At 38.8% G+C, this 21,756-nt stretch carries 16 protein-coding genes and 4 pseudogenes; 3 read left to right on the plus strand and 17 right to left on the minus strand.

Annotated features, from left to right (window positions below; all coding sequences use genetic code 11):
* Positions 1-426: 426 nt before the first annotated feature.
* The 4 genes and pseudogenes from FTU92_RS11625 to FTU92_RS11640 all read right to left on the minus strand — a co-directional run bounded on the left by FTU92_RS11625 (position 427) and on the right by FTU92_RS11640 (position 3,219).
* Positions 427-1,098, minus strand: a complete 672-nt coding sequence (locus FTU92_RS11625) for a DUF4145 domain-containing protein (protein ID WP_179989177.1) — start codon at positions 1,096-1,098, stop codon at positions 427-429.
* Between the two features lie 173 nt (positions 1,099-1,271).
* Positions 1,272-1,676: pseudogene (locus tag FTU92_RS11630) on the minus strand (HlyD family efflux transporter periplasmic adaptor subunit); the annotation flags it as partial.
* Between the two features lie 13 nt (positions 1,677-1,689).
* Positions 1,690-2,710: pseudogene (gene istA, locus FTU92_RS11635) on the minus strand (IS21 family transposase).
* Between the two features lie 209 nt (positions 2,711-2,919).
* Positions 2,920-3,219, minus strand: coding sequence for a hypothetical protein (locus FTU92_RS11640; RefSeq protein WP_179989178.1), 300 nt, complete (start codon positions 3,217-3,219; stop codon positions 2,920-2,922).
* A gap of 156 nt (positions 3,220-3,375) precedes the next feature.
* Here FTU92_RS11640 and FTU92_RS11645 point away from each other — a divergent pair, with 156 nt between their 5' ends.
* A complete protein-coding gene (locus FTU92_RS11645; protein ID WP_103254392.1) occupies positions 3,376-4,710 on the plus strand; it encodes an ISNCY family transposase in 1,335 nt (444 codons plus the stop codon).
* 354 nt (positions 4,711-5,064) lie between these two features.
* Here FTU92_RS11645 and FTU92_RS11650 read toward each other — a convergent pair.
* Both FTU92_RS11650 and FTU92_RS11655 read right to left on the minus strand, forming a co-directional pair.
* Positions 5,065-6,224 (minus strand): IS3 family transposase gene (locus tag FTU92_RS11650; RefSeq protein WP_154320140.1). Its coding sequence is split into 2 segments (ribosomal slippage): positions 5,065-5,990 and positions 5,990-6,224, totalling 1,161 coding nucleotides; the frame shifts between segments, so codons are not numbered across the junction.
* 23 nt (positions 6,225-6,247) lie between these two features.
* A complete protein-coding gene (locus FTU92_RS11655; protein ID WP_228291712.1) occupies positions 6,248-6,694 on the minus strand; it encodes a Wadjet anti-phage system protein JetD domain-containing protein in 447 nt (148 codons plus the stop codon).
* Positions 6,695-6,725: 31 nt separating this feature from the next.
* Between FTU92_RS11655 and FTU92_RS11660 the strand changes: the two are divergent.
* A pseudogene (locus FTU92_RS11660) lies at positions 6,726-7,034 on the plus strand (transposase); the annotation flags it as partial.
* Between the two features lie 49 nt (positions 7,035-7,083).
* Here the strand turns inward: FTU92_RS11660 and FTU92_RS11665 are convergent.
* The 9 genes from FTU92_RS11665 to FTU92_RS11705 all read right to left on the minus strand — a co-directional run bounded on the left by FTU92_RS11665 (position 7,084) and on the right by FTU92_RS11705 (position 17,490).
* Positions 7,084-7,608 (minus strand): hypothetical protein, encoded by a 525-nt coding sequence (locus FTU92_RS11665; RefSeq protein ID WP_154320138.1) that lies wholly within the window; start codon positions 7,606-7,608, stop codon positions 7,084-7,086.
* Between the two features lie 494 nt (positions 7,609-8,102).
* A complete protein-coding gene (locus FTU92_RS11670; RefSeq protein ID WP_218944576.1) occupies positions 8,103-11,342 on the minus strand; it encodes a type I restriction endonuclease subunit R in 3,240 nt (1,079 codons plus the stop codon).
* An 84-nt stretch (positions 11,343-11,426) separates the two neighbouring features.
* Entirely contained in the window at positions 11,427-11,903 is a 477-nt protein-coding gene (locus FTU92_RS11675) for a hypothetical protein (RefSeq protein WP_070153126.1), read from the minus strand.
* 28 nt (positions 11,904-11,931) lie between these two features.
* A complete protein-coding gene (locus FTU92_RS11680; RefSeq protein WP_167846516.1) occupies positions 11,932-12,465 on the minus strand; it encodes a DUF2939 domain-containing protein in 534 nt (177 codons plus the stop codon).
* Positions 12,466-12,520: 55 nt separating this feature from the next.
* Positions 12,521-13,636 carry a restriction endonuclease subunit S gene (locus tag FTU92_RS11685; protein ID WP_104915058.1) on the minus strand — a complete coding sequence of 372 codons (1,116 nt, stop codon included), beginning with the start codon at positions 13,634-13,636 and terminating at the stop codon, positions 12,521-12,523.
* Positions 13,633-15,180: a class I SAM-dependent DNA methyltransferase gene (locus FTU92_RS11690; RefSeq protein WP_154320136.1), complete on the minus strand. Its 1,548-nt coding sequence runs from the start codon at positions 15,178-15,180 to the stop codon at positions 13,633-13,635. The genes FTU92_RS11685 and FTU92_RS11690 overlap by 4 nt, the downstream gene beginning before the upstream one ends.
* A gap of 227 nt (positions 15,181-15,407) precedes the next feature.
* Positions 15,408-15,686, minus strand: coding sequence for a hypothetical protein (locus tag FTU92_RS11695; RefSeq protein ID WP_070153138.1), 279 nt, complete (start codon positions 15,684-15,686; stop codon positions 15,408-15,410).
* Positions 15,687-15,791: 105 nt separating this feature from the next.
* Positions 15,792-16,703, minus strand: coding sequence for a ParB/RepB/Spo0J family partition protein (locus FTU92_RS11700; protein WP_070153141.1), 912 nt, complete (start codon positions 16,701-16,703; stop codon positions 15,792-15,794).
* Positions 16,704-16,716: 13 nt separating this feature from the next.
* Positions 16,717-17,490, minus strand: a complete 774-nt coding sequence (locus FTU92_RS11705; protein ID WP_094069344.1) for a ParA family protein — start codon at positions 17,488-17,490, stop codon at positions 16,717-16,719.
* An 856-nt stretch (positions 17,491-18,346) separates the two neighbouring features.
* Between FTU92_RS11705 and FTU92_RS11710 the strand changes: the two genes are divergently transcribed.
* Positions 18,347-19,519 carry a replication initiation protein gene (locus tag FTU92_RS11710; protein WP_094069347.1) on the plus strand — a complete coding sequence of 391 codons (1,173 nt, stop codon included), beginning with the start codon at positions 18,347-18,349 and terminating at the stop codon, positions 19,517-19,519.
* A 485-nt stretch (positions 19,520-20,004) separates the two neighbouring features.
* Here FTU92_RS11710 and FTU92_RS11715 read toward each other — a convergent pair.
* Together FTU92_RS11715 and tnpA are read right to left on the minus strand one after the other, a co-directional pair.
* Positions 20,005-21,116: pseudogene (locus FTU92_RS11715) on the minus strand (IS66 family transposase); the annotation flags it as partial.
* Between the two features lie 61 nt (positions 21,117-21,177).
* A complete protein-coding gene (gene tnpA, locus FTU92_RS11720; RefSeq protein ID WP_257229519.1) occupies positions 21,178-21,495 on the minus strand; it encodes an IS200/IS605 family transposase in 318 nt (105 codons plus the stop codon).
* Between the last annotated feature and the right edge of the window lie 261 nt (positions 21,496-21,756).

Genomic DNA, 21,756 nt, shown 5'->3' on the forward strand with positions numbered 1-21,756 from the left:
TTAAGTTCTTTATCCGACATAGACACCAACATATCAAACCGTCCGCTAAGAAAATTGCAACAGCGCATATTCTAAAAGCGGACATTTTTACTTTGGAGAAACCGGACATTTCTATTTTGGAGTTACAAAAGCATTTCGTATAATATTGATTATGTTAAATAGGATATCTAAACACAGCACCCTACAATAATATCGTTGGTGCTGCACTTGACGGTTGCAATAATAAATTATCTTACCGTCAAGTGTATCCCAAGTAACATAACATAAGTTATGCGGAAATCAGACCGCTACTCGACTTGCGTATCAGTCAAACCTACGCAAGTCTGCGTGGCTATGATTTCAATATCTGGAAAATAGATACTCTATTAGTCTCAAATTTGGAACTAGAGTCCACCATTAGATAACGTGGACTCTTTTTTTGTTGTATTAAGAAGCATATTCAAGTAAGAATCTTTCAACATCTCGGATCATATTCTGTACATCGTTATCATTAAATTCCTCAATCTCCCCATGAGCAGCTTTATTTCTTATATGTGCCAAAGTTAAAACTTGCTTATGTTGAAGAGCACTATAGATATTAGCATTTTTTAATTCAGAATTAAGAGCATCAAGTTTTTTAGGTTTAGTAGTACCTTCTTGGCAAATATCAATTCCGTTATTTTTAGCTAATTCTTTAATTGCTGTTTCTAAAACTACACCAGCAGTGACAGCAGAAGCTACTTTATAACCTGAATCAAGGAAATGCTGTGCTTGATCCAACTCACTATCAAAAACCTCTGACTGAATTAGTTTTTTGATTGTGATTAGAAAACCATTTTTTAAATCATCTTCTGCCGCTCTTAAAATTGGAATCACGCGATTTAATATTGCTTTTCTTGTATCCCCCATTCCTGCTTTAAGATTTTTATCAAACTGAGACAAATAATGTGACTTTTCACCACAAGTAATGCTTAATATATTTTTAGATTTCATTTGCCATTCGATAAAAGCTGATTGTAATTCAGGATTATAACCAGATCCAGCGGCTTCACATTTTTGATAGATTGAATCACCTTCTTCTATTAGTGAAGAAAATCGATCTAGTATTTTTTGGGTCATATTTATTCTCAAGTATTAGGTCATTCTGAAGTCGCATAACTTCATTTTATGTTAAATAAGATATCTGAAGATAGCACCCTGCATCGAGCTATGCGGTATTGATAAATATTCAATAAAGTGGAACGTTTTTTTAAAGAACGTTCCACTCAAAGAGTGTGGGGTTCAGCGGACGCTTACCTTTCTCTTAAAGCCTCTTGCGCTTTATTAAATGGTTTTATTAGATAATCTAAGATCGTTTTCTCCCCTGTTTTAATATCGACTGTTGCAACCATGCCAGGAGTAATACTGAATTGTTTGCCTGCTTTATTCATCAATTTTCCTGAATCCGTTCGAATATACACTCGATAATAAAATTGATCTTGCTTAACTTCATCTCTCAAGGTGTCTGGAGAAATAATAGAAACTTTTCCTTTCAACCCACCATAAATAGAATAATCATACGCGGTGATCTTCACCAGTGCATCTTGCCCAGGATGAATAAAAGCAATATCTCGCGGTGAAATACGTGCCTCAACCAAAAGTTGTTCATCCAGCGGAACAATTGTCATCAACTTGCCATTTTGAGAAATCACTCCGCCAATTGCAGATTCATCAGGAAACTCCCAGCAACTGGTCATATACTGATAATGGATGCTGCAAACTCTCGTAGGGCATCACATGCGGTGCCGCTGTAACAGGCACAATGCTGGAAACCGTATTTGATTGCGGTAATGGCGCGAATCTTTGCTGCTCTTGCTGCAGTCGAACAGCTGGTTTTTCTTGCGTGGTTGCATGAATCCGCTGATTGGCGGTTTCATGCAACCACCGACCAATGTGGGCATTAGCAACATCAACATCCAACAATAAGCCTGAAGTCTTAAGGCTTGCTTTCAATTGCACAATAAAGCTTGATTTGAGATATCCATTAAAGCGTTCAACTTTGCCTTTGGTCTGTGCGCGGTAGGGTTTACATACGCGGGAGGCGAAAGCCATATTTCTTGGCACAATCGAGCAGTTTGGGGTTCCATTTGTGCTGCCCCTCCTGATAGGCATCCCGTTCAATCATGATCGTTTTAGCGTTATCAAACAGGATTTCCTGAGGTACGCCCCCAAAGAACTGAAATGCATTTTCCAGACCATCGATCCATGCATCCGTCCGTTCATGATCATAAAATTTCACGAAGGTTGCTCTGGAATAACCTAATGTGGCCACAAAGGCTTTCAAAGTCGTATGGTGACGTCGAATCGTGGTGAAATCAACCTGCATTTGTTGACCAGGTTGGGTTTCAAAACGAATGACGGGTTCTGATTTGGCAACGGGTTTTAATGTTGCAAGATATTCCCTCAATATCCTGATCTTTCCTGGATATCCAAACCCTAAAATCTGCTTATAGAGCACAACGGCAGGAATCCATTCAGGATGAGCTGCATTTACACGTTCAAGCAAATAGGGTTTATATGGATCAAGAATACTTATTCTAGGTTGTGTACGCCGATACTGAGGTGTGGTGTTTTGCCGTAAATATTTACGTACGGTATTCCTGGATACCCCAAGTTCACGACTAATGGCTTTAATGGATTTACCTTGTTGATGAAGAATTTGGATGGTCACTGCTTGCTCCAAAGTTAACATGTTGAGCAGTCCAAAAAGACCGCTATATTAACCAAGGGGGTCAGTTTTAAAATGCCGTTAGAGGGTTATTTTTACACTGCTGCTAACACTTGTTATATTTATGGGACAGCAGTGGCCTTAAGCTCCCATTTTTACTGTATTTTTTTGAAATTTCGTATAACCACCATTATGTTAAATGGTAGGGGATTCTAAGTACGAGATTAGAAAATTTAGTCTTTAAGAGGAGAAATTTGTTCTAGCTTATCTTCAGGATTATTTTCTCTAATATGTATAATTCGATCATAATTTTCTACTCCTCGTAAGTGAGGTGGTGCAAATGCTGGATACTTGTTGAAAAAGTGCATTTTAATATTTAGTGCATGGTCTAAAATAAAAGCGCATTCAATTCCATAGTACTTATCATTAATAAAAAAATTGTCTGTAGTTTCTATTAGTTCTTGGATAGCTAAATCCAATTTTTGAATTTTTTCATTAATATCTTTAGTTTTATCTTCTATCTTTTTGTCCATTGGTATCACCTATAGAATTAAGTTCCCCTAAAATTAACATAATACACCTTATACGAAATCGAAATGTTAGAACCCATTTAAAGTGTCTGTATTCTCACCAATAAAAATGTCTAGTTTATGATGATTTAACCATCATGGACTGGATATGAAATATAGATGCTGATCACTATGTCTGACAAAGAAATTCAACGTCTTGCGGTTCTGCAAGACGTTCGAGATCATCGTATTACCCAAGTCCGTGCTGCTGAAATCCTGAATCTTTCCACCCGTCAAATTACCCGGTTATTGCAGAAGCTCAATCAAGATGGTGTTTCAGGTCTGGCTCATGCCAGTCGTGGTCAACCTGGCCATCGTCGCCATGATGACTTGTTAAAAGCAAAGTGCCTTTCCATTATTTCTGAACATCTGCTGGGCTTTGGGCCCACCTTGGCGCATGAGAAGCTCAGCAGCATGTTTGAGCTGAATATTCCTGTGGAAACAGTTCGTCGCTGGATGACTGCCAATGAGCTCTGGATTCCGCGATCCAAGCGTCTGAAACGTCCATATCAGCCTAGATATAACCGTGATTGCTTCGGTGAACTGATCCAGATTGATGGCTCCTATCATGACTGGTTTGAAGGACGATCCGCCAAATGCTGTTTGCTGGTTTATATCGATGACGCCACTGGAAAGCTGTTGCATCTGCGCTTTTGTGAGGCTGAAACGACCTTCGACTATATGCTTTCCACGAGAGCCTACATTAAGCAATATGGCAAGCCTTTGGCCTTTTATAGCGATAAACACTCAGTATTCCGAGTGAATCAGAAATCGAGCCAAGACAGCAAGATCACGCAATTTGGGCGGATTCTGAATGAGTTAAACATCGATATTATTTTTGCCAACTCACCACAGGCCAAAGGACGTGTGGAACGTGCTAACAGGACACTTCAGGATCGTCTGATCAAAGAGATGCGTCTGGAAGGCATCAGTTCGATTGCTGAAGCCAATGCTTGGCTACCCTGCTTCATTGAGCAGTTCAATCAGAAGTTCGCCAAGTGTGCGCGTAACTCAAAGAATTTACATCGACCATTAACCGAATCTGATCTTGAACTGGATGATATTTTTACCTGGCAGGAACCACGTAAGGTCACCAAGAATCTAACCCTGACGTATGACAAATGTATTTATATGCTTGAACCGACTGAATTGAACCAGAAATTAGTTGGACAATACATTTCATTTCTGGAGTACCCGGATGGCACTGTTGCGATCATGTATGAAGGACGGAAGATCAACTACAGTATCTTCAATAAACTGACTGGACTGCAGCAGAATGAAGTGGTTGAGAATAAACGGTTAGGCGCAGTTCTGGCCCATATCCAACAACAGCATGAAGAGTTGGAAAAACAGAATAAACGTTCCCGTGCCAAGAAAAGTATGCCGAGTCGTAAAGCTCAGAAAGCTAGCAATGAACAAAGAAATTTAAATCCTGTTCTTGACTCTTGCAGTTAAAAACAGGACATTTTAAATGGTTTATCGCATAGACATTTTAATTGGTGAATAACACACAAAAATCAAAAATGGGAGCCTTAAGCTCGCATTTTTATTGTATTTTTTTGAAAATTTCGTATAACGCCCATTATGTTAAATAGAATAGAATTTGAACGATAAAAAATTAACAGTCATACATTATCATTAACAAATAATAGGGGACATTTTTTATGGGTGATAAATTGAAAGAAATACCAGCACTTACTGGGTGTTTTATTGCGGGTACTCTAGTGCGTGTACAGAGGGATCTAAATTTACCACGGAGAATTTGGAAAAAAATCGAAGATATACAGGTAGGTGATCTAGTTTTTGATCCTAGACAGTATCGTGGACAACAAATCCCTCTAAATTCTTGAAATATTTCTGTTCAAAGGCTTCTGGGCTTAAACAGCCGTTTGCAGAATGTCTTCTGATTCGATTGTAATAAATCTCAATATAGTCAAACAAGACAGCATTCGCTTCTTTTCGAGTGGCAAATACACTGCCATGGACCACATGAACTTTCAATGTATGAAAGAAGCTTTCGGTCACTGCATTATCCCAGCAGTTTCCCCTGCGTGACATACTTTGAACGCAGTTATTCGTCAATAATAGCGCCCTAAAATCACGACTACAGTACTGTGAGCCTTGGTCCGAATGTACCATGACACCCATTGGATACCCCTGACGAGCCATTGCATAATGAAACGCATCACATACCAATTGACGGTCTATTCGATAGCTGGTTTGCCAACCGACAATACGACGGCTGAATAGATCCAGCATCACACATAAATACAGCCAACCTTGCTTAGTACGGATATAGGTAATATCTGTTGTCCAGATCTTATTGGGTTCATTGACCGTAAATTGACGATCTAACAAGTTAGGTGCTGTAGGCAAACGATGGTTTGAATCAGTCGTATGCTTGTATTTACGTGCAATCCTGCTACGTAAACCAAGCTTTTTAAGCATTCTTCCAACGGTTCGTTCGCTCATGCTGTAACCTAAATCATGCATGTCATGTACCAATGAAGGTGCACCCAATCGTGCATGATGCTGCCAATATACGGCTTTTAAATCATTATATTTCTGCGCTAGATTGGTCTGGCGCTTTCGCCAGGCATAATAGCCTGAAGTGCTGACACCCAGGCATTTACAGACAGAAGATACAGTGACTTCATTCACATCCAGATCTTGAATTACCGTGTACTTTTCTTGGCATGATCTGTCAGAAAGTACACATGCGCTTTTTTTAAGATGTCATTGACTTCCCTAAGCTGTTTGACTTCTTTCTCTAATTCCAATATCCGCTGTTGTTCTGGTGAAAGTTGACGTTTGCTTGAACCCACTGGATTGGCTTCACGAATCCATTTGTCTAAAGTTGAATAACCCACACCTAATTTCTGGGCGATTGCAGCTGTAGGCTCGTGTGAGTTTGAAAGTGCATAATCAATTGCTTGCTGTTTAAATTTGGGATTAAAACGTTTGGCCATTTCTTGGATCTCCAAAGTTAACGTTACGTTATCTTTAGAGGGAAGTACTGTCCATTATTTTGGCTAGGATCAACATGATGAAATAGCTCTCTTAAAATCAAAGGTTCAGCTTGATCAAATGCAATATCCCTAGTCTGAACGATCTGCTTCAAGAATTTATTCACATTGTTGTCGATATGAGTGACTGTGATCTCCTGCCAGATACTAGGCACAATCAGGGCTAAAGGACGTATTTTATAAAAATGAGAGGCAATATTAATCCCATACGGATCAAGATCACCATAAAATGCCAACAAGCAGTTATCCGATACTTGTTCTAATAATTTAACTACTGTTTTAATGTTGGCCCCATGCCCACGATAGACAAACAGGCTCGACTGCCACTCAAGAGGCAACTGCATATACCAATCAAATACCCTATTCATCATGGCACCATTTTCAATAATAATGATGCGCTGTATCGATTGTATGTCATCCCTGGATGAATTTGGTCAAAAGTGAGACGATAAATATCCTCAAATCAGTAAATCATGGCTTGCCAACTGGTCGAATCTCAACACGTTCTTTGCCTATCCAATGGACATTCGCAAGGCGATTTATACCACCAATGCAATTGAATCCTTGAACAGTGTCATTCGCCATGCCACCAAGAAAAGAAAAATCTTCCCAACCGATGAATCTGTGAAAAAAGTGGTATATTTAGCGATTATGGCAGCAAGCAAAAAATGGACGATGCCCATTCAGAATTGGAAAGCTGCCATGAATCGTTTTAGTATCATGTTTGATGAACGTGTAACCAAGTATTTTTAAAACCACATTTACACAGAATTATTTACACCCTCATTAAATAGTGTAATTATCAGTAGATACCAAATTTACAATCTTCAATGGCTTGCATTTTTTTAGTAGTTGACTCAGCCAACGTTTTACGTTGCTCTTGAATTGCAGGGTCACGAGTAAAAATAGGTAGTTCTTTAACTTTAGTCCGATATTCTGTTTCAATTTCATGACACACTTTAATATTTTCTATTGTTTTATTGACAAAATTTTCATCTACTTTTTTGTACTGATTTTTAGAAATACGTAATGTTTGACCATCATCAGATAAATGTAAGGGCATAGCAGCTAAACCATTATTAACCGCTAAAGTATCATCTTTTTTTTCCAATACGAGAGAACTTCCCTCTTTACCATTCACCACATTACTACGAGCAACCACATTTTCTTTAAGAATATAACTATCTTTACCCTCTTTAAAAATTTGCATAATGCGCTTTCCTTGCACATTTTCTAATTGCCAGTAGCCAACCATTTTGTCATGTTTATTACCACAAGCTGATAAAAAAACCGTCGACATTGATAATAAGATTACTAACTTTTTCATAAGTAAACCTCTGAAAATAATAAAGATTCTTCTAAGCACAACTTTTTATAACTATCACTAGTCGTTTTTAGGTTAAACTGAAATATATCAAAAAATAAATAAAATACATACATTTATTTTTAATTGAATTATTTCAAGTGGAAACTACACCCCAAATTTGCTAAATAGGTTTTCCAGCGTTTCAGTTATACAATGTTTTATGAGATCTGGACTAAATTCAACAGCATCATGAAAAGTTAGAACAACAAAATATCCGAAACTATTCCCAAAAGATGTCAAACAGGAAGCCCATTTGAAACTTTACTTAATGGAAAACGAATTTGGGCTGATAAGAATTTAGCCCAAATTTAACCTGACAGGCACAATAAAAAACGGGGAACTGTCAGATCAGTTTTGAGCTAGTATAAGTGAAGGGTTGTCCTTGTTAGCAGCAGTGTAAAAATGCCCCCTTGGTTATGGTTAATATAGCGGTCTTTTTGAACACTATCTGTACCCTATTCTTTTGAACTGGAAAGCTCTTCAGCCAACTGCTCAGCCTGTTCCAATACAGTTTCTGTAGCCAATAAAGCCATATCAGGTGGATAGCCATACTTCTTCAGCAATCTCTTCACGATGACTCTTAACTTTGCTCTAGCAGCTTCCTTGATCGTCCAATCCAAAGTCACATTCTTACGAATAGAATCAGTGAGTACGACTGCAAGTTCTCTCAATATGTCTTTCTGCATCAATTCTCGAGCACTGTCATTGTCTGCTACTGCTGAGTAGAACGCATATTCGTATTCAGTCAGGTTGAGTTCTTCAGCCAGTTTGTCTGACTCCTGAATTGTCTTAGCTAACTTGATCAGTTCATCAATGACTTCTGCTGCAGTAAGTACCTTGTTCTGATAACCCTTAATTGCTGAACTCAACATATCCATGAGCTTCTTACCTTGGGTGACACTGCGTTGCTCTCGTACCTTAATCTCATCACCAAGTAACTTCTTAAGTGTTTCAAGCGCAATGTTCTTATGCTTATAGTCTTTCATCTCCTGCATAAACTCATCAGAGAGAATCGAGATATCTGGTTTCTGAATCCCTGCAGCATCGAAGATATCTACCACTTGCTCTGTGACTAGAGCTTGGTCAATGGTTTGCTTTACCTTGGCTTCAAGCTCAGCATTACTTAAGCCAGAAATCTTGCCTGTACCATCACTAAACTTAGCAAGACGTGCTTTGACTGCTTGGAAGAATGCCACCACTGGTGCAGCTTCCATAGCATGTGGATGAGGTACAGCTAATGCGAATGCCTGTGACATCGCTGTGACTGCTGTCAGGAAGCGAGTCTTCCCTTCTCCTTGATCTACACCAAGGATATGCTCTTCCGCTTCTAAAATGATGTTGAGCTTACGAGAAGTATCTGCAGTGAAGTACTCTTGGTAGTTGAAGCCATGCAAAATGCCATCAAGCACTTCTAGCTTTTCTTGCAGGATCGTTGCAGCTTCATCCTGCACCAATGCAGGATCACCTTTACCACCTGCTTCTGAGTAAAACGATAAGGCTTCTTTCAAGTCAGATGCGATACCAAGATAGTCCACAACCAAGCCACCAGCCTTGTCTTTGTAGACACGGTTGACTCGTGCAATCGCTTGCATGAGGTTGTGACCTTTCATTGGTTTGTCGATGTAAAGGGTGTGCATACTTGGGGCATCGAAACCAGTCAGCCACATATCACGAACAATAACGAGTTTGAGCTTATCATCATTGTCTTTCATACGATCTGCTAAGCGTTGGCGCTGTTGCTTGGTAGTGTGATGTTTAGCAATCACCTCACCATCTGAAGCTGAGGCAGTCATCACAACTTTGATTACACCATCATTCAGATCATCACTGTGCCACTCTGGTTTGATCTTTACAATCTCGTTGTAAAGGTCTACAGCGATCCTGCGAGACATGCTGACGATCATGCCTTTGCCTTGGTTTGCATTGGCTTTAAGACGCTGCTCAAAGTGTTCTACGATGTCCTTTGCAATGGCTTTGATACGTTCTTTACTGCCGATCAAACCTTCGACTCTTGCCCACTTCGCACGTTCTTTTTGAGTTTGGTTTAAGTCATCTTCAGTAAACTGGTCATCAAAGTCTTCAATCAGCTCTTTGCCTTCCTCACTGATGGCAATCTTAGCTAGGCGGCTTTCATAGAAGATACGAACAGTTGCACCATCCTCCACTGCTTGCGAGATGTCATAGATATCTACATAGTTCCCGAAGACTGCAGGTGTGTTTACATCCGTCTTCTCAATTGGTGTTCCTGTGAAACCAAGGTAAGTAGCATTAGGAAGTGCATCACGCATGTACTTGGCAAAACCATAGACAGTACGTTTACCGACAACCTTGCCATCTTCATCTTTGACATCGACTTCCTTGGCATTAAAGCCATACTGAGAACGATGTGCTTCATCTGCAATCACGACAATGTTGGTTCGGTCTGACAGTTGCTCGTAGACGCTAGTGCCATCATCCGGTTGGAACTTTTGGATGGTGGTGAAGATCACGCCACCTGAACCCACCTTGAGTAACTCTTTGAGTTCTTCTCGGCTGTCTGCTTGTCGTGGTGTTTGTCTAAGGAGTTGGCTTGATGCAGCGAATGTACCAAAGAGCTGATCATCTAGATCATTACGATCTGTGATCACAACGACTGTTGGATTATCCAAAGCCAAGACAATCTTGCCTGTGTAGAAAACCATAGACAAAGACTTACCTGAGCCTTGGGTATGCCATACCACACCGGCTTTCTTGTCACCGACTGCTTGTTGCTGTACCAATTCGAGCTTACTTCTACCTTGATGTTGCATGGCAACTTCTGCTGATTTCGAGTCCGAGTTCACTGCAGACGCACGAATAGTCGAGAGGACTGCTGCATTCACTGCATAGTACTGATGATATGCAGCCATCTTCTTGATGGTCTTAATGGTGATTAAGCCATTGGTATCCTCGTGCTTCGTTGATTCATAGACAATGAAGTGTCGAATCATGTCGAGTAGTGTGACTGGATTCAGTAAACCATGAATCAGGACTTCTAGCTGTGCTTGTGTCTTCTTGGCTTTGGTTTGACCATTGTTTGTCTTCCACGCCATGTAGCGACTGTAGTCTGCTGAGACAGTACCTGCTTTCGCCTCTAAACCATCAGAGATGACGTTGAAAGCATTGTAGGTAAACAAGCTAGGGATTTGGCTTTGATAGGTCTGTATTTGCTTGTATGCGCCTTCTACAGTGGCATTCTCGTCTGTTGCATTCTTGAGTTCAATGACCACCAAGGGTAAGCCATTCACATACAAGATAATGTCTGGTCGTCTTGTCCAGCGATCTTCTTTGATGGTTACTTGATTGACGACAAGGAATTCGTTATTGGTTGGATTCTCAAAGTCAATCAACCAAGCATACTCACCTTGAGTGTTACCCTCTTTGCTCACCTCAATGTTAATGCCCTCAGTGAGCAGTCGGTGGAATGCTTGGTTATTACTGAGTAGATCAGGGGATTGAATATTGGTGACTTGCTTTAGTGCTTCAGTACATTTGTCTTGGCTTAAATGAGGATTTAAGCGTTGTAATGCATCAAGCACTTTGTCTTCCAAGATGACCTGCTTATAGCTTCGTAGAGGGTTAGTGCCCTTCGATTCAATCTCAGGTCCATACACATAGGTATAGCCCAATCCCTCTAGTTGCTCTATCGCCATCAGCTCAATGTCTGATTCGGTCATCTTAGTCACTTGATTATTTCCCCCTAAACTTATCCATATAACCTGGACTCATTAATTTTTTATATGATGTAAAGCTAAGAAACCTTATTCATCGTCCTGCACGTTATAGCCATACTTCTGCACAGCATTCTCAATAGCGCCCTCAAACTTATGGCAAACATATAGATAGAGTTCAGCATCTACCATCAGTACTCCAGGAACACCTAAACCATCATTGAGTGGAATCAGAGTCTTTTGTGAACCAATCTGAACTGTTGGTCGTTGGTATGAGCAATTCACAGTGACTTTATGTGGCGATCTATTCCAGTCAATTTTCTTGGCTTCCCACTCACGACTACCGCCCAGCAAGGTGACTTGAATCTTGGATTCAGTCGCTGTCTTATTCAGTTGTTTGTAAGAGACAAACTTGGCGACTGAACAAGGAGAGTGATAACAGGTTTCTATGACTTTACCTTTTTGTATGCCGCTATGATTGAATTTAGCCGGTGCTGCTTGAACGGTTGCAGCAAAGCTAACTACAGCAATCAAGCCAAATCCCATTTGAATCATGCGCTTTATCATTCTGTTTTTCCTCTTTGTTCTCTTTTACTTAATCCATCGGCACAGCGATCTTATTCACTTTCCAACTCAAACCATCACGAACCATTTTGACAGTGACGGCTTTGGAATCATTTGGATGTTGGATCACAACCTCAAAGTCACTGAATGAGGTATAGCGAGTTTTGTACTCTGCTTGATCTTCTTCTTTGGTTTCTGTTGTTGATGCTCCCTGTGATGAATGTGCTGCATCTTTAAGGTCTTTGCCTTGCATCATCATGGTCATCCCTTCAGGTGTGACAAAACCATCAATCATCTTGTCTACCATGGTAGATGCAAGCATGGCACCTAGTGCTGCGAAACCATCATCTTTATGGGTTGCCATCTCTTTCATCATCATGGCATTCATTTGATCTTTGAAGCTCTGACGCACACTTGGATAGTCGATGTACTTGGACACCTTTTCGCTATCACCTACTTGTGCAGCATTCTTGATGTTATTGATGGCAATGTATGGCGAAGCATACAAGTAGCCACAGATCACTACGACTAAGGCAATGATTGCCCCTATAATTTTTTTATTCAATTCAGCCCCCTGAATGTAAAAAAGGTGAAGCCATCAAATGACTTCACCTCAAATGTTATGCAACTTCTTCTGTTTGGTATTGGACTCTGACTTCGCCGCTCATCAGCTTAGGAAGCAAGGTATCTCGTAGTTGTTCAAGTGTTTGGATTTGCTTCTTGTTAGATGAAACCTTTTGCATCGAAGGAGTAATCAACAGCGAATACTCTTCAAGGTAGTCTAAACTTGGAGTCTTAAAAGAGATATTTAACATATCTTCTGGCTTAACCCTTTGATGACTGCCACTGGTTCCCGAAGCACTCATTGCTAATTCATCAATAACATCTCTTGAATTGAATAAGCTATACAAGAACATTAAATGAGATCCTACTTTAGGCTTCAAATTCTGAAACTCTGTTGAACATACATAATTATCTTTGACATCAGTTAATAACCATATACGAGGCACTCTTGGATTCAGCTTTGAGACTAAAATTGAGTTCTCACATACTCTGTACTTATTACTCAGAATTTCCGCACCCAATTCAATAGTAGGCTTTTCTCCTGAATCAAAAGCAGGCAAACTAAAATGATAGTATGTCTTAAGAGGATCTTTTGATGGGTTCACATTGTCTTTGATATGAGTAGCTATATCACTTACTAGTAAATCATCCCAATCCTCTTTCGCTTCCTCAATAAACCATTGACGAAACAGTGTTTCAGCCATGGCTTCCAAAGTCTTGTTCTGACAGTGCAGTAAGTCGATCTTGTCATCTAATGATGAAAGGATTGAGGCTATGGCTTTTTGTTCAGGGAGAGACGGAAAGCATATCTCTTCTTGATGAACATCATTACGGTTAACTCCAGGCACCGCACTTTTGTCACTAAATTTTTCCCAATCCAATGTTTGCAAAAAGTAGTAGATGAACTTTTTGTCATTCCCCTTAAAGTCGTTTACATAAAGAGATGTGTTTAATGGCCAAAATGGTACATCACTGAAAAAAACTGAACCAATGGTTCCATATCGGCCCGTCACAACACCTGATTCATTTACTTTGGCTTCATTATGAAAATCAGCAAAACCTGAAGAAGCAATGATGGGAACACTACCAGAAACACGAGATTGCTTTGGTAAGTCATAACCACGTTTTAGGGTAAAGAAGCTATCTAATCGCCCAACCTGCCACTCACTCATACAACCACCTTTGCTAAGTTCTCAGCAATGGCTTGGTTTAGCTTGGCTTCCTCAGCAAGCTGTGCTTCAAACTCTGCCTTTAAGCTTGTAAAGCGTACCTTGAAGTCGAACTCATCTTCATCATCAGCTAAACCAACATAACGACCTGGCGTCAGTACATAATCAAGCTCAGCGACTTTCTCAAGTGGTACAGATGCACAGAAGCCTGCAACATCCTCATACTCACCACCCTTGTTACGCCAATTGTGGTAAGTGTCTGTGATGAGCTTAATATCTTCATCAGACAAGACTTTGGTTCTGCGGTTAATCAGATGACCTAGGTTACGAGCATCAATGAACAGAATCTCATTGCTACGATCTTGGTATTGGCTTGAGTTAACACGGTCACGACGCATAAACCATAAAGCAGCAGGAATCTGTGTGTTCAGGAACAGCTTGGCAGGTAGGTTCACAATACAGTCGATGACATTGGCTTCTGAAACCAAGGCTTTACGAATCTCACCTTCACCACTGGTCTTAGAGGTTAATGCACCTTTAGCAAGCACAACGCCTGCCTGACCTTTAGGACTCATGTGATACAAGAAGTGTTGCATCCATGCGAAGTTCGCATTGCCTGCAGGTGGTGTACCTAGAGACCAACGAGCATCACCCACTAACTGCTCACCGCTCCAATCAGAGACGTTGAATGGTGGATTAGCAATGATGTAATCCGCTTTCAGGTCTTTGTGTGCATCATTCAGGAATGAACCCTCAGAGTTCCATTTCACATGCTCTGAGTTAATGCCACGAATGGCTAAGTTCATCTTGGCCAAACGCCAAGTTGTCTGGTTACTTTCTTGACCATAGATGGAGATGTCGTCCACTAAACCCTGATGCGATTCTACGAATTTCTCAGACTGTACGAACATACCACCTGAACCACAGCAAGGATCGAATACACGTCCTTTGTATGGCTCTAGCATTTCAACCAATAAGCTCACGATGGATTTAGGCGTGTAGAACTGCCCACCTTGCTTACCTTCAGCTAAAGCGAACTCACCTAGGAAGTACTCGAATACGTGTCCTAAAACGTCGGCAGAGCGATCTTTTGCATCACCTAGGGCAATGTTACCAATGAGGTCTATCAGCTCACCTAGGCTCGTAGGATCGAGATTTTGACGTGCATAGACTTTAGGTAGTACACCTTTGAGCTGAGGGTTCTCATTCTCAATGGCTTCCATTGCATCGTCTACAATCTTACCAATGGTGACTTGCTTTGCTTGGTTTAACAGGTATGACCAACGTGCGATCTCAGGAACGAAGAAGACGTTGTATGCAGTGTATTCATCACGATCTTCAGGATCAGCTCCTGCAAACTCTCCCTCACCTTCAACCAATAGGTTGTAGTGAGCTTCAAATGAGTCAGAGATGTACTTGAGGAAGATCAAACCAAGGACTACATGCTTGTACTCAGCAGCATCAATGTTCTTACGAAGTTTGTCTGCAGCTTTCCAAAGAATGACCTCAATGGGTTCTTGTTTGGTTTGCTTTGGAGTACGTGCCATGGAATTGTCCTGCAATGAATAGGTTATCTAGTTTTAGTTAAACCAATAGTACCCAATAATACGCTCGTGTGTAAGTATTGATACGTCATTTCTTGTCGTACAATTTAAGTATTAAAAAAGTGTAGCAAGTTGCTACACTTTTCAGACTAATCACAAACCCCACTTTAGCGATCGTTAAAGTGGGGGTATTTTCTAAACTTCTATCGCTTATTCATAGTGATTTATTTTTAAGCGTATTGATGGCTAAAAAATACAATAAAAATTAACTTCGATAAGTGCAAGGCGATTTTCTTCAAGTTTTGTGCTGTAACTGACAGTAAACATTGCTGCGTTACTTGCATAACAGAGACCCTGTAATTATTTTGCAACGGCAAAATTCGTTCAACAGTCTCCTTATCGGGACAATATAGATGCGCGACACGTTCATGAATGATATTGAGATCAATCGCTTTGTCTATTTTACGTATAAGATAATTTTTAGGAATAAACTCTTCTAGCGTAACCATATCAATTTCAGTTTGGGTGGTATAATTTTTCGCATGTGATAATTATAAAAAATTCTCACGTAAGTGTGAGAGTTTTATGAGCAAACTGAAAAGTGTAGCAAGTTGCTACACTTTTTCACTTTTCTGAATAAGCTGTTTTAAAAAATCTTCTAGTTGTAAAAGACTAGCTTCATCAATTTCTGAAATTTTAAGAGAGATATTGAGCTGTTTTTGATTCAGTTTGATATTTCCAGCAACCTTACCATCATATTCGATTTTTCTTACCACTGATGTCGTGGTTACTTTTTCTGGATCTTGACTCAATAGTTTTTCAGCATAAGAAGTAACTTTGCTTTGCTCCAGTTTTTTTTCTTTTAATTTCTCCCAAGCACCGAGTAAAGCTGTTTCCGCCTCCGAAAGTTGCTCTATATGATCCGATAAAAATTTCTTGAACGCTGTTGCAGCAGTACGACCGACTAGACCTGGCTCCAAATCCAGGTCATTCAACATTGCTTTAGGCAGCTTTTCATACGATAGATATTTGTACATATCTTCGCGATTTAAACCCAATGAATTAGCTAAACGTTGCTTGTTCTTCTTCAACTTTTCATCAAGTGAGTTCAAACCAATAAAAATTTCATAATCTGTCAGATCTTGACGCTTTAAATTTTCAGCTAGGGTTAACAAAGATGCTTCTTCATCATTAGCATCAATGATAATGGCTTCAATCACCGACTTGCCGAGTAATTGATGCGCCCGTAAGCGTCGCTCGCCTGCAATCAGTTCATATTTCAGATTATCAAGTTTACGCACTGTAATGGGCTGCAAAAGGCCGATTTCATTAATAGAATCCGCCAGTTCTTTTAATTGAGAATCTTCAAATACTTTACGCGGTTGGTTGGGACTGCGACTGATATCCTCAATAGGAACATTACGTCTAAATTCTTTTAGCTCTTTAATATTGTCTTTCTGTGCTTGCTGATGTTTTTCTGTATTTTGTTTCAATTTTTGAGCTAAAAGCTCTTTAGTGCTTGCCATAATACTCTCAGGTTTAAACTTTCGCTACAATTTCATAAGCAAGGCTTTCAAAAGCCTTACGTACTTTTGAATTTTTTTCTACTTTCAAAAGTGGCTGTTGCAGAATTGCTGCTTGATTAACTTTAGTACTTTGAGGAATGGTAGTTTGTAAAATTTTTCCAACCTGTTTTAAAGCTTCATCCCGAATCAATTTACAAACATTCTGACGTTCATCATGTTTAATCAGTAAAGCGCCTAAAAGCTCTAAATCTGGATTAATACGTTTTATCTTTTCAAGATGGTTTAAAAGATCTGTTACCCCATACAGTCCATATTGTGATCCAGATTCGATAGGGATAATGACATGTGTTGATGATGCTAAGGCATTACTGGTTAATAGTTTAAGACTAGGTGGGCAATCAATTAATATGAAGTCGTAAAGATCTTTTAACAGTTCTAGCTTGATGCTTAATTCTTCTGAAGGACGAGGAGCTTCTTCTTTAAGCTGGTCTTCAGTTTTTCCTAAATTTAATGAGCCATAAATTAATGATACTTTTTCAAAGTTTGTTTCTTCTTGTAATGCATCAGCTAATAATGAAATATCACCAACGAGTAATTCTGCTGAAGTAACAACAATTTCGCTTGGATGTTGGATCCCAATGTGTAAACTTGCGTTTGCTTGAGGATCTAAATCAATGACTAAAACTTTATTGCCAAGATTTGCAAGTTCAGAGGCTAGATGTACAACGGTCGTTGTTTTGCCACATCCACCTTTGTGGTTAGCAACCGTAATAATTTTTGCAGACATACGTGTCAGATGCTTCCGTATTTGAATGTTTAACAATATAAATAACTTTCACTCATCATACTATAGTTTTTAAATTTATAAATCTTATTTATTTAGGTGTAAAACAACTTAAAAAACTAATTTTTAAATAAGCTAGCTTAATTAATAATTAGTATAATTATTTATTTAGCTAATTAATAATTAAGACTGTTTTTTTGCTATATAAAACAAATGCTTATAAGTTTAAAAGTGGAGGGCTTGTCACCGTAAAGTGGAAGGTTTGTCACTCAAAGGTGGAAGGTCTGTCACTCAAAGGTGGAAGGTCTGTCACTCAAAGGTGGAAGGTCTGTCACCGTAAAGTGGAAAGTTTGTCACAAGAGTGGAAGGTTTGTCACTACTATTTTTAAAAAGGTTATATTTTTTAAAAAACTCTTGCAAAAATAAATACTTAATTTGTTGATAAAGTTGGCTAAACAATCTTTAAGGGTGGAAGGTTTGTCACTATGTGTTAGCACCCTGTGGATAAATTTTTTTTATTGGATATTTCCTGATGATTATCTATTCATTTATACCTTTCAAATCTAATGAAAGGTGGAAGCCTTGTCACATCTAGGTTTCTATCTGACATAGCATACCTAAATTTGGAAGAAATAAGTGAAAATGGGTATTTTGAACTGTTAGTTTAGAGCTAAAGGTGGAAGGTCTGTCACTATATGGTGGAAATAATATATTTCATTCCACTTTAAGGACAATAAATCGTCAAAAATGCATATTTCTGATGACAAGCCTTCCACTCTTAGATTCTTGTGGTGAAAGTCTTGAAAGTTTTTCCACTTTTGTATATAAAAATAGAATTAAATATATAAATATCACGGTTATGACAGAATCAGAATCATTGCAAGAAGAATTGAATCATATTCCTTACTGTATAGGCAATATTCGTCATAATGGCGTTGTTAGCACTAGTAACCGCTTAATTCGCCCAATTGAGTTATCAGCCAATGAATATAAGGCGCTCCTATATGCAATGGCTGTTGCAAATTATAGTGAGAAAAATAGGGTAAATGGTGAAATCACAGAACAAACCTATATTTATCTGTATAAGGATGATTTGGCAGATTTACTAGGATTGAATAAACGCAATTCGATTAATGTTGCAATAGACCGGATTTATAAAGAACTTTCATCTAGGGTGGCTCATTTTATTATTGAGGAACCTACTGATGATGGTAAGAGAAAGACTAAAAAAGTACATTCTGTCGTTCCTATTATCCGTGAGTTAAGATGGGAAGATGATTCTAAAAATGCCATTCAGATTCGTTTTACCAGTGAGGTGTTACCGTATTTCACGCAGTTGGCTGGGGGGAATTTCACCACCTATCAATTGAAACATCTGTTTGCCTTGGATTCTGTTGCTAGTATGAGTCTTTATACGTATTTCATTAAAAATGAATTCAAGTACGCAAGCCAAAAGAGTTATGAAGTCCCAATGCTTTTAGAAAACTTGAAAGCTCTGATTGATATTAATGAAACTAAATATGATCGCTGGGTAGATTTTAGACGCTATGTATTAGATAAAATAGTTGCAGAAATTAACGAAAATACAGATCTACAACTAGAGTATGAAACCATAAAAAAAGGGCGCCCAATTGTGGGGGTGAATTTTAAACTGCATCAGCGTATTACTGATAAAACACTAAATGAAACTGCTGTAATTGAAAAAATTTATCTTGATGTTCCATTTGAAGAGAATGCATTAGTAAAAGAATTGGGGGCAAAATTCGATACGAATGTACGTTCCTGGTACATTTTTAATAATGATGAAAAGTATTCGCAGTTCAAGAAGTGGTTTAAAAAAATTGGTTGTCTCACTGACTCTCAAGCAAATATTGTTATTAATGACACTTTATTCCAAATGGATTTTGCTGAAGTTGGTATGAGCTTGAATGACTTTAAACGTAATATGAAGCATAAACTAAAAAATAATCCGGAATTTGTACAAAGTATTCGTGATAGGCTGAATGATATTTTTGGTAAAGAGCTTGTCTAAGGAAAAGTGTAGCAACTTGCTACACATTTTTTAATGTATCACTGAAGAATTCAAGTACTAAGAAAATTGGATACAAAATATCTGTGTGTATAGCTGAATGAAAAATAGTTAAAAGAATAGATATTATTTTTAGATTTTACACTTTTGTTGTTCCTCATATATTTTTGCAGAAAAAAGTTTTTCAGTGCTCAAAAAATGGTGTGGTTAAGATAGGGAGATCAACCAAGTTTTAAGTATATAGAGTAATTTAGATAAAAAATTACTAAATATTTTTATAGCCTTTGTATAAAGCAGCGGATCATGAAAACTATTAAAATAGCCTAAGCTTATTAGCTTTGTTGTAAAAATTTACTCTGAGATGCTTCTTAAGCTAGATATTTGATGCTGTTGCGTCTAGCCACAAATGATAAGCTAAAGACCGTTTTAGCTAAAGATGATGACGATCAACTTGGCGATACCATTGATTTGTAAGTATCCTCTAAACTCTATGCCAATCTTTTAATTTGGATCACTTTGTATGTCGGCAACTTTTGCAGTACACCATTTAAATAGGCATACAGATCTAGACCATTCAACTTTGCTGACTGGATCAATGTCATGATGTTAGCAACTCGCTGACCACTGCGCAGTGATCCAACATACAACCAGTTCTTACGACTTAAAGCCCAAGGGTGCATTTGGTTCTCCACCAAATCATTGTAAATAGATAGATTACCATCATCTGAATAGCGGCTTAAGGCTTGCCAGCGCTTTAGAGTGTAATTGATTGCCTTAGCGGTGGTAGAACTTGATGGCACCATCAGATGATGTTGGTTGAGCAATTCATATAGTTGTTGCATCACTGGTTGACTATGCCGTTGCCGGTATTCGCAGCGTTGTTGCGCTGTACCGTCGGTCTTGTGCCTTAACTCTGCTTCTATCGCATACAATTTCTGAATCAGCACCAGTGCCTGTTCAGCAATCTGACTTTTCCCAGTGATATGCAGTTCATGGAATTTACGACATGCATGTGCCATGCAACCTACTTCAATGATCTGACCTGATTTGAAATGTGCTTTATAACCACTGTAATCATCACAGACCAGATGTCCCTGCCAGCCATTCAGGAATTCTTCTGCATGCAGACCTGAACGGTTTCTTGAAAGTCATAGATCACCCCCTTGCTGCAGCACCACCTGTTTTAAGGCATTGACCAGAGGTTCAAGTGTCTACACCACAGCGACCAATCCAATCTGACAGGGTGGATCTAGATAGATCTACACCTGCGCGCAGAAAGATCTGTCGCTGACGATACAGCGGTAAGTGATCAGCATATTTGGATACCAGCACATGGCTAAGTAACTCAAGTGTCGCAATACATTTATCGATCACATAGGCAGGCATCGTTTGCTGAGTCAGGGTGTCACATTGATCACAAACCCATTTACCACGCACATGCTGTTCTTTATAGAACTGCGCTGGTCTGAAATTCAATTTTTCACTGATATTCGCCGATACGACGCAGTGTGCACCCACAGATGTATTGCGTTGATGCAGATTCATGCTCAATACGTACGGTTGCTAAATGATCTGGGAGTAGTCGACGTTTATGTTTATTTATCCAATGAGCCGTAAAACACCCTCATTTATGGAGGTGATATAAGGCTCGATTTTTAATTCTAATGAGGTGATTGTTGTTGCTCGATGTATTGTTTAATAATTTCTAATGGCGCACCACCGCAACTTGAAGCAAAGTAACTTGGCGACCATAAAGAATCACCCCAAAGTTTGTTTTTAATTTCAGGAAAGTCTTTTCTAAGGTGGCGACTAGATAGACCTTTTAAGCTATTCACTAAATTTGAAATAGCAACTTTTGGTGGGTAATTAATTAATAAATGAACATGATCATCCTCCCCATTAAATTCAATCAATACAGCATCAAAATCCAAAGCCCGATATTGGCAATAGTCACCAACATAATATACATTAAATTGTATAAATTGCTGTGTATATAAGTACAATGAAATAAACAACTTACGTTTTCAAATATTTTTTATTGGAATTAATTTTTATTAAGATCGTTTAATTGTGGTCACATAAGTTTTTAAAAATTTACCAAATTATCACCAACATAATTTTGTGATGATTAATTAGGTAAACCGAATGGTAAAAAATCAGGTTGATGGAATTATATATGGCCAGCCTAGGCTTTTATCAGCATTAATTAACTGTATAACCCCCAAAAAAAATTAAAACAG

The sequence above is a fragment of the Acinetobacter sp. YH12205 genome (assembly GCF_013418125.1).
GTDB lineage: Bacteria > Pseudomonadota > Gammaproteobacteria > Pseudomonadales > Moraxellaceae > Acinetobacter > Acinetobacter towneri.

Bases quoted from the DNA above. Each gene is read 5' to 3' on its own strand.
- FTU92_RS11625 (WP_179989177.1), bottom strand. From the start codon at position 1,098: ATGACCCAAAAAATACTAGATCGATTTTCTTCACTAATAGAAGAAGGT.
- FTU92_RS11640 (WP_179989178.1), bottom strand. From the start codon at position 3,219: ATGGACAAAAAGATAGAAGATAAAACTAAAGATATTAATGAAAAAATT.
- FTU92_RS11645 (WP_103254392.1), top strand. From the start codon at position 3,376: ATGCTGATCACTATGTCTGACAAAGAAATTCAACGTCTTGCGGTTCTG.
- FTU92_RS11665 (WP_154320138.1), bottom strand. From the start codon at position 7,608: ATGAAAAAGTTAGTAATCTTATTATCAATGTCGACGGTTTTTTTATCA.
- FTU92_RS11670 (WP_218944576.1), bottom strand. From the start codon at position 11,342: ATGACCGAATCAGACATTGAGCTGATGGCGATAGAGCAACTAGAGGGA.
- FTU92_RS11675 (WP_070153126.1), bottom strand. From the start codon at position 11,903: ATGATAAAGCGCATGATTCAAATGGGATTTGGCTTGATTGCTGTAGTT.
- FTU92_RS11685 (WP_104915058.1), bottom strand. From the start codon at position 13,636: ATGAGTGAGTGGCAGGTTGGGCGATTAGATAGCTTCTTTACCCTAAAA.
- FTU92_RS11690 (WP_154320136.1), bottom strand. From the start codon at position 15,180: ATGGCACGTACTCCAAAGCAAACCAAACAAGAACCCATTGAGGTCATT.
- FTU92_RS11695 (WP_070153138.1), bottom strand. From the start codon at position 15,686: ATGGTTACGCTAGAAGAGTTTATTCCTAAAAATTATCTTATACGTAAA.
- FTU92_RS11700 (WP_070153141.1), bottom strand. From the start codon at position 16,703: ATGGCAAGCACTAAAGAGCTTTTAGCTCAAAAATTGAAACAAAATACA.
- FTU92_RS11705 (WP_094069344.1), bottom strand. From the start codon at position 17,490: ATGTCTGCAAAAATTATTACGGTTGCTAACCACAAAGGTGGATGTGGC.
- FTU92_RS11710 (WP_094069347.1), top strand. From the start codon at position 18,347: ATGACAGAATCAGAATCATTGCAAGAAGAATTGAATCATATTCCTTAC.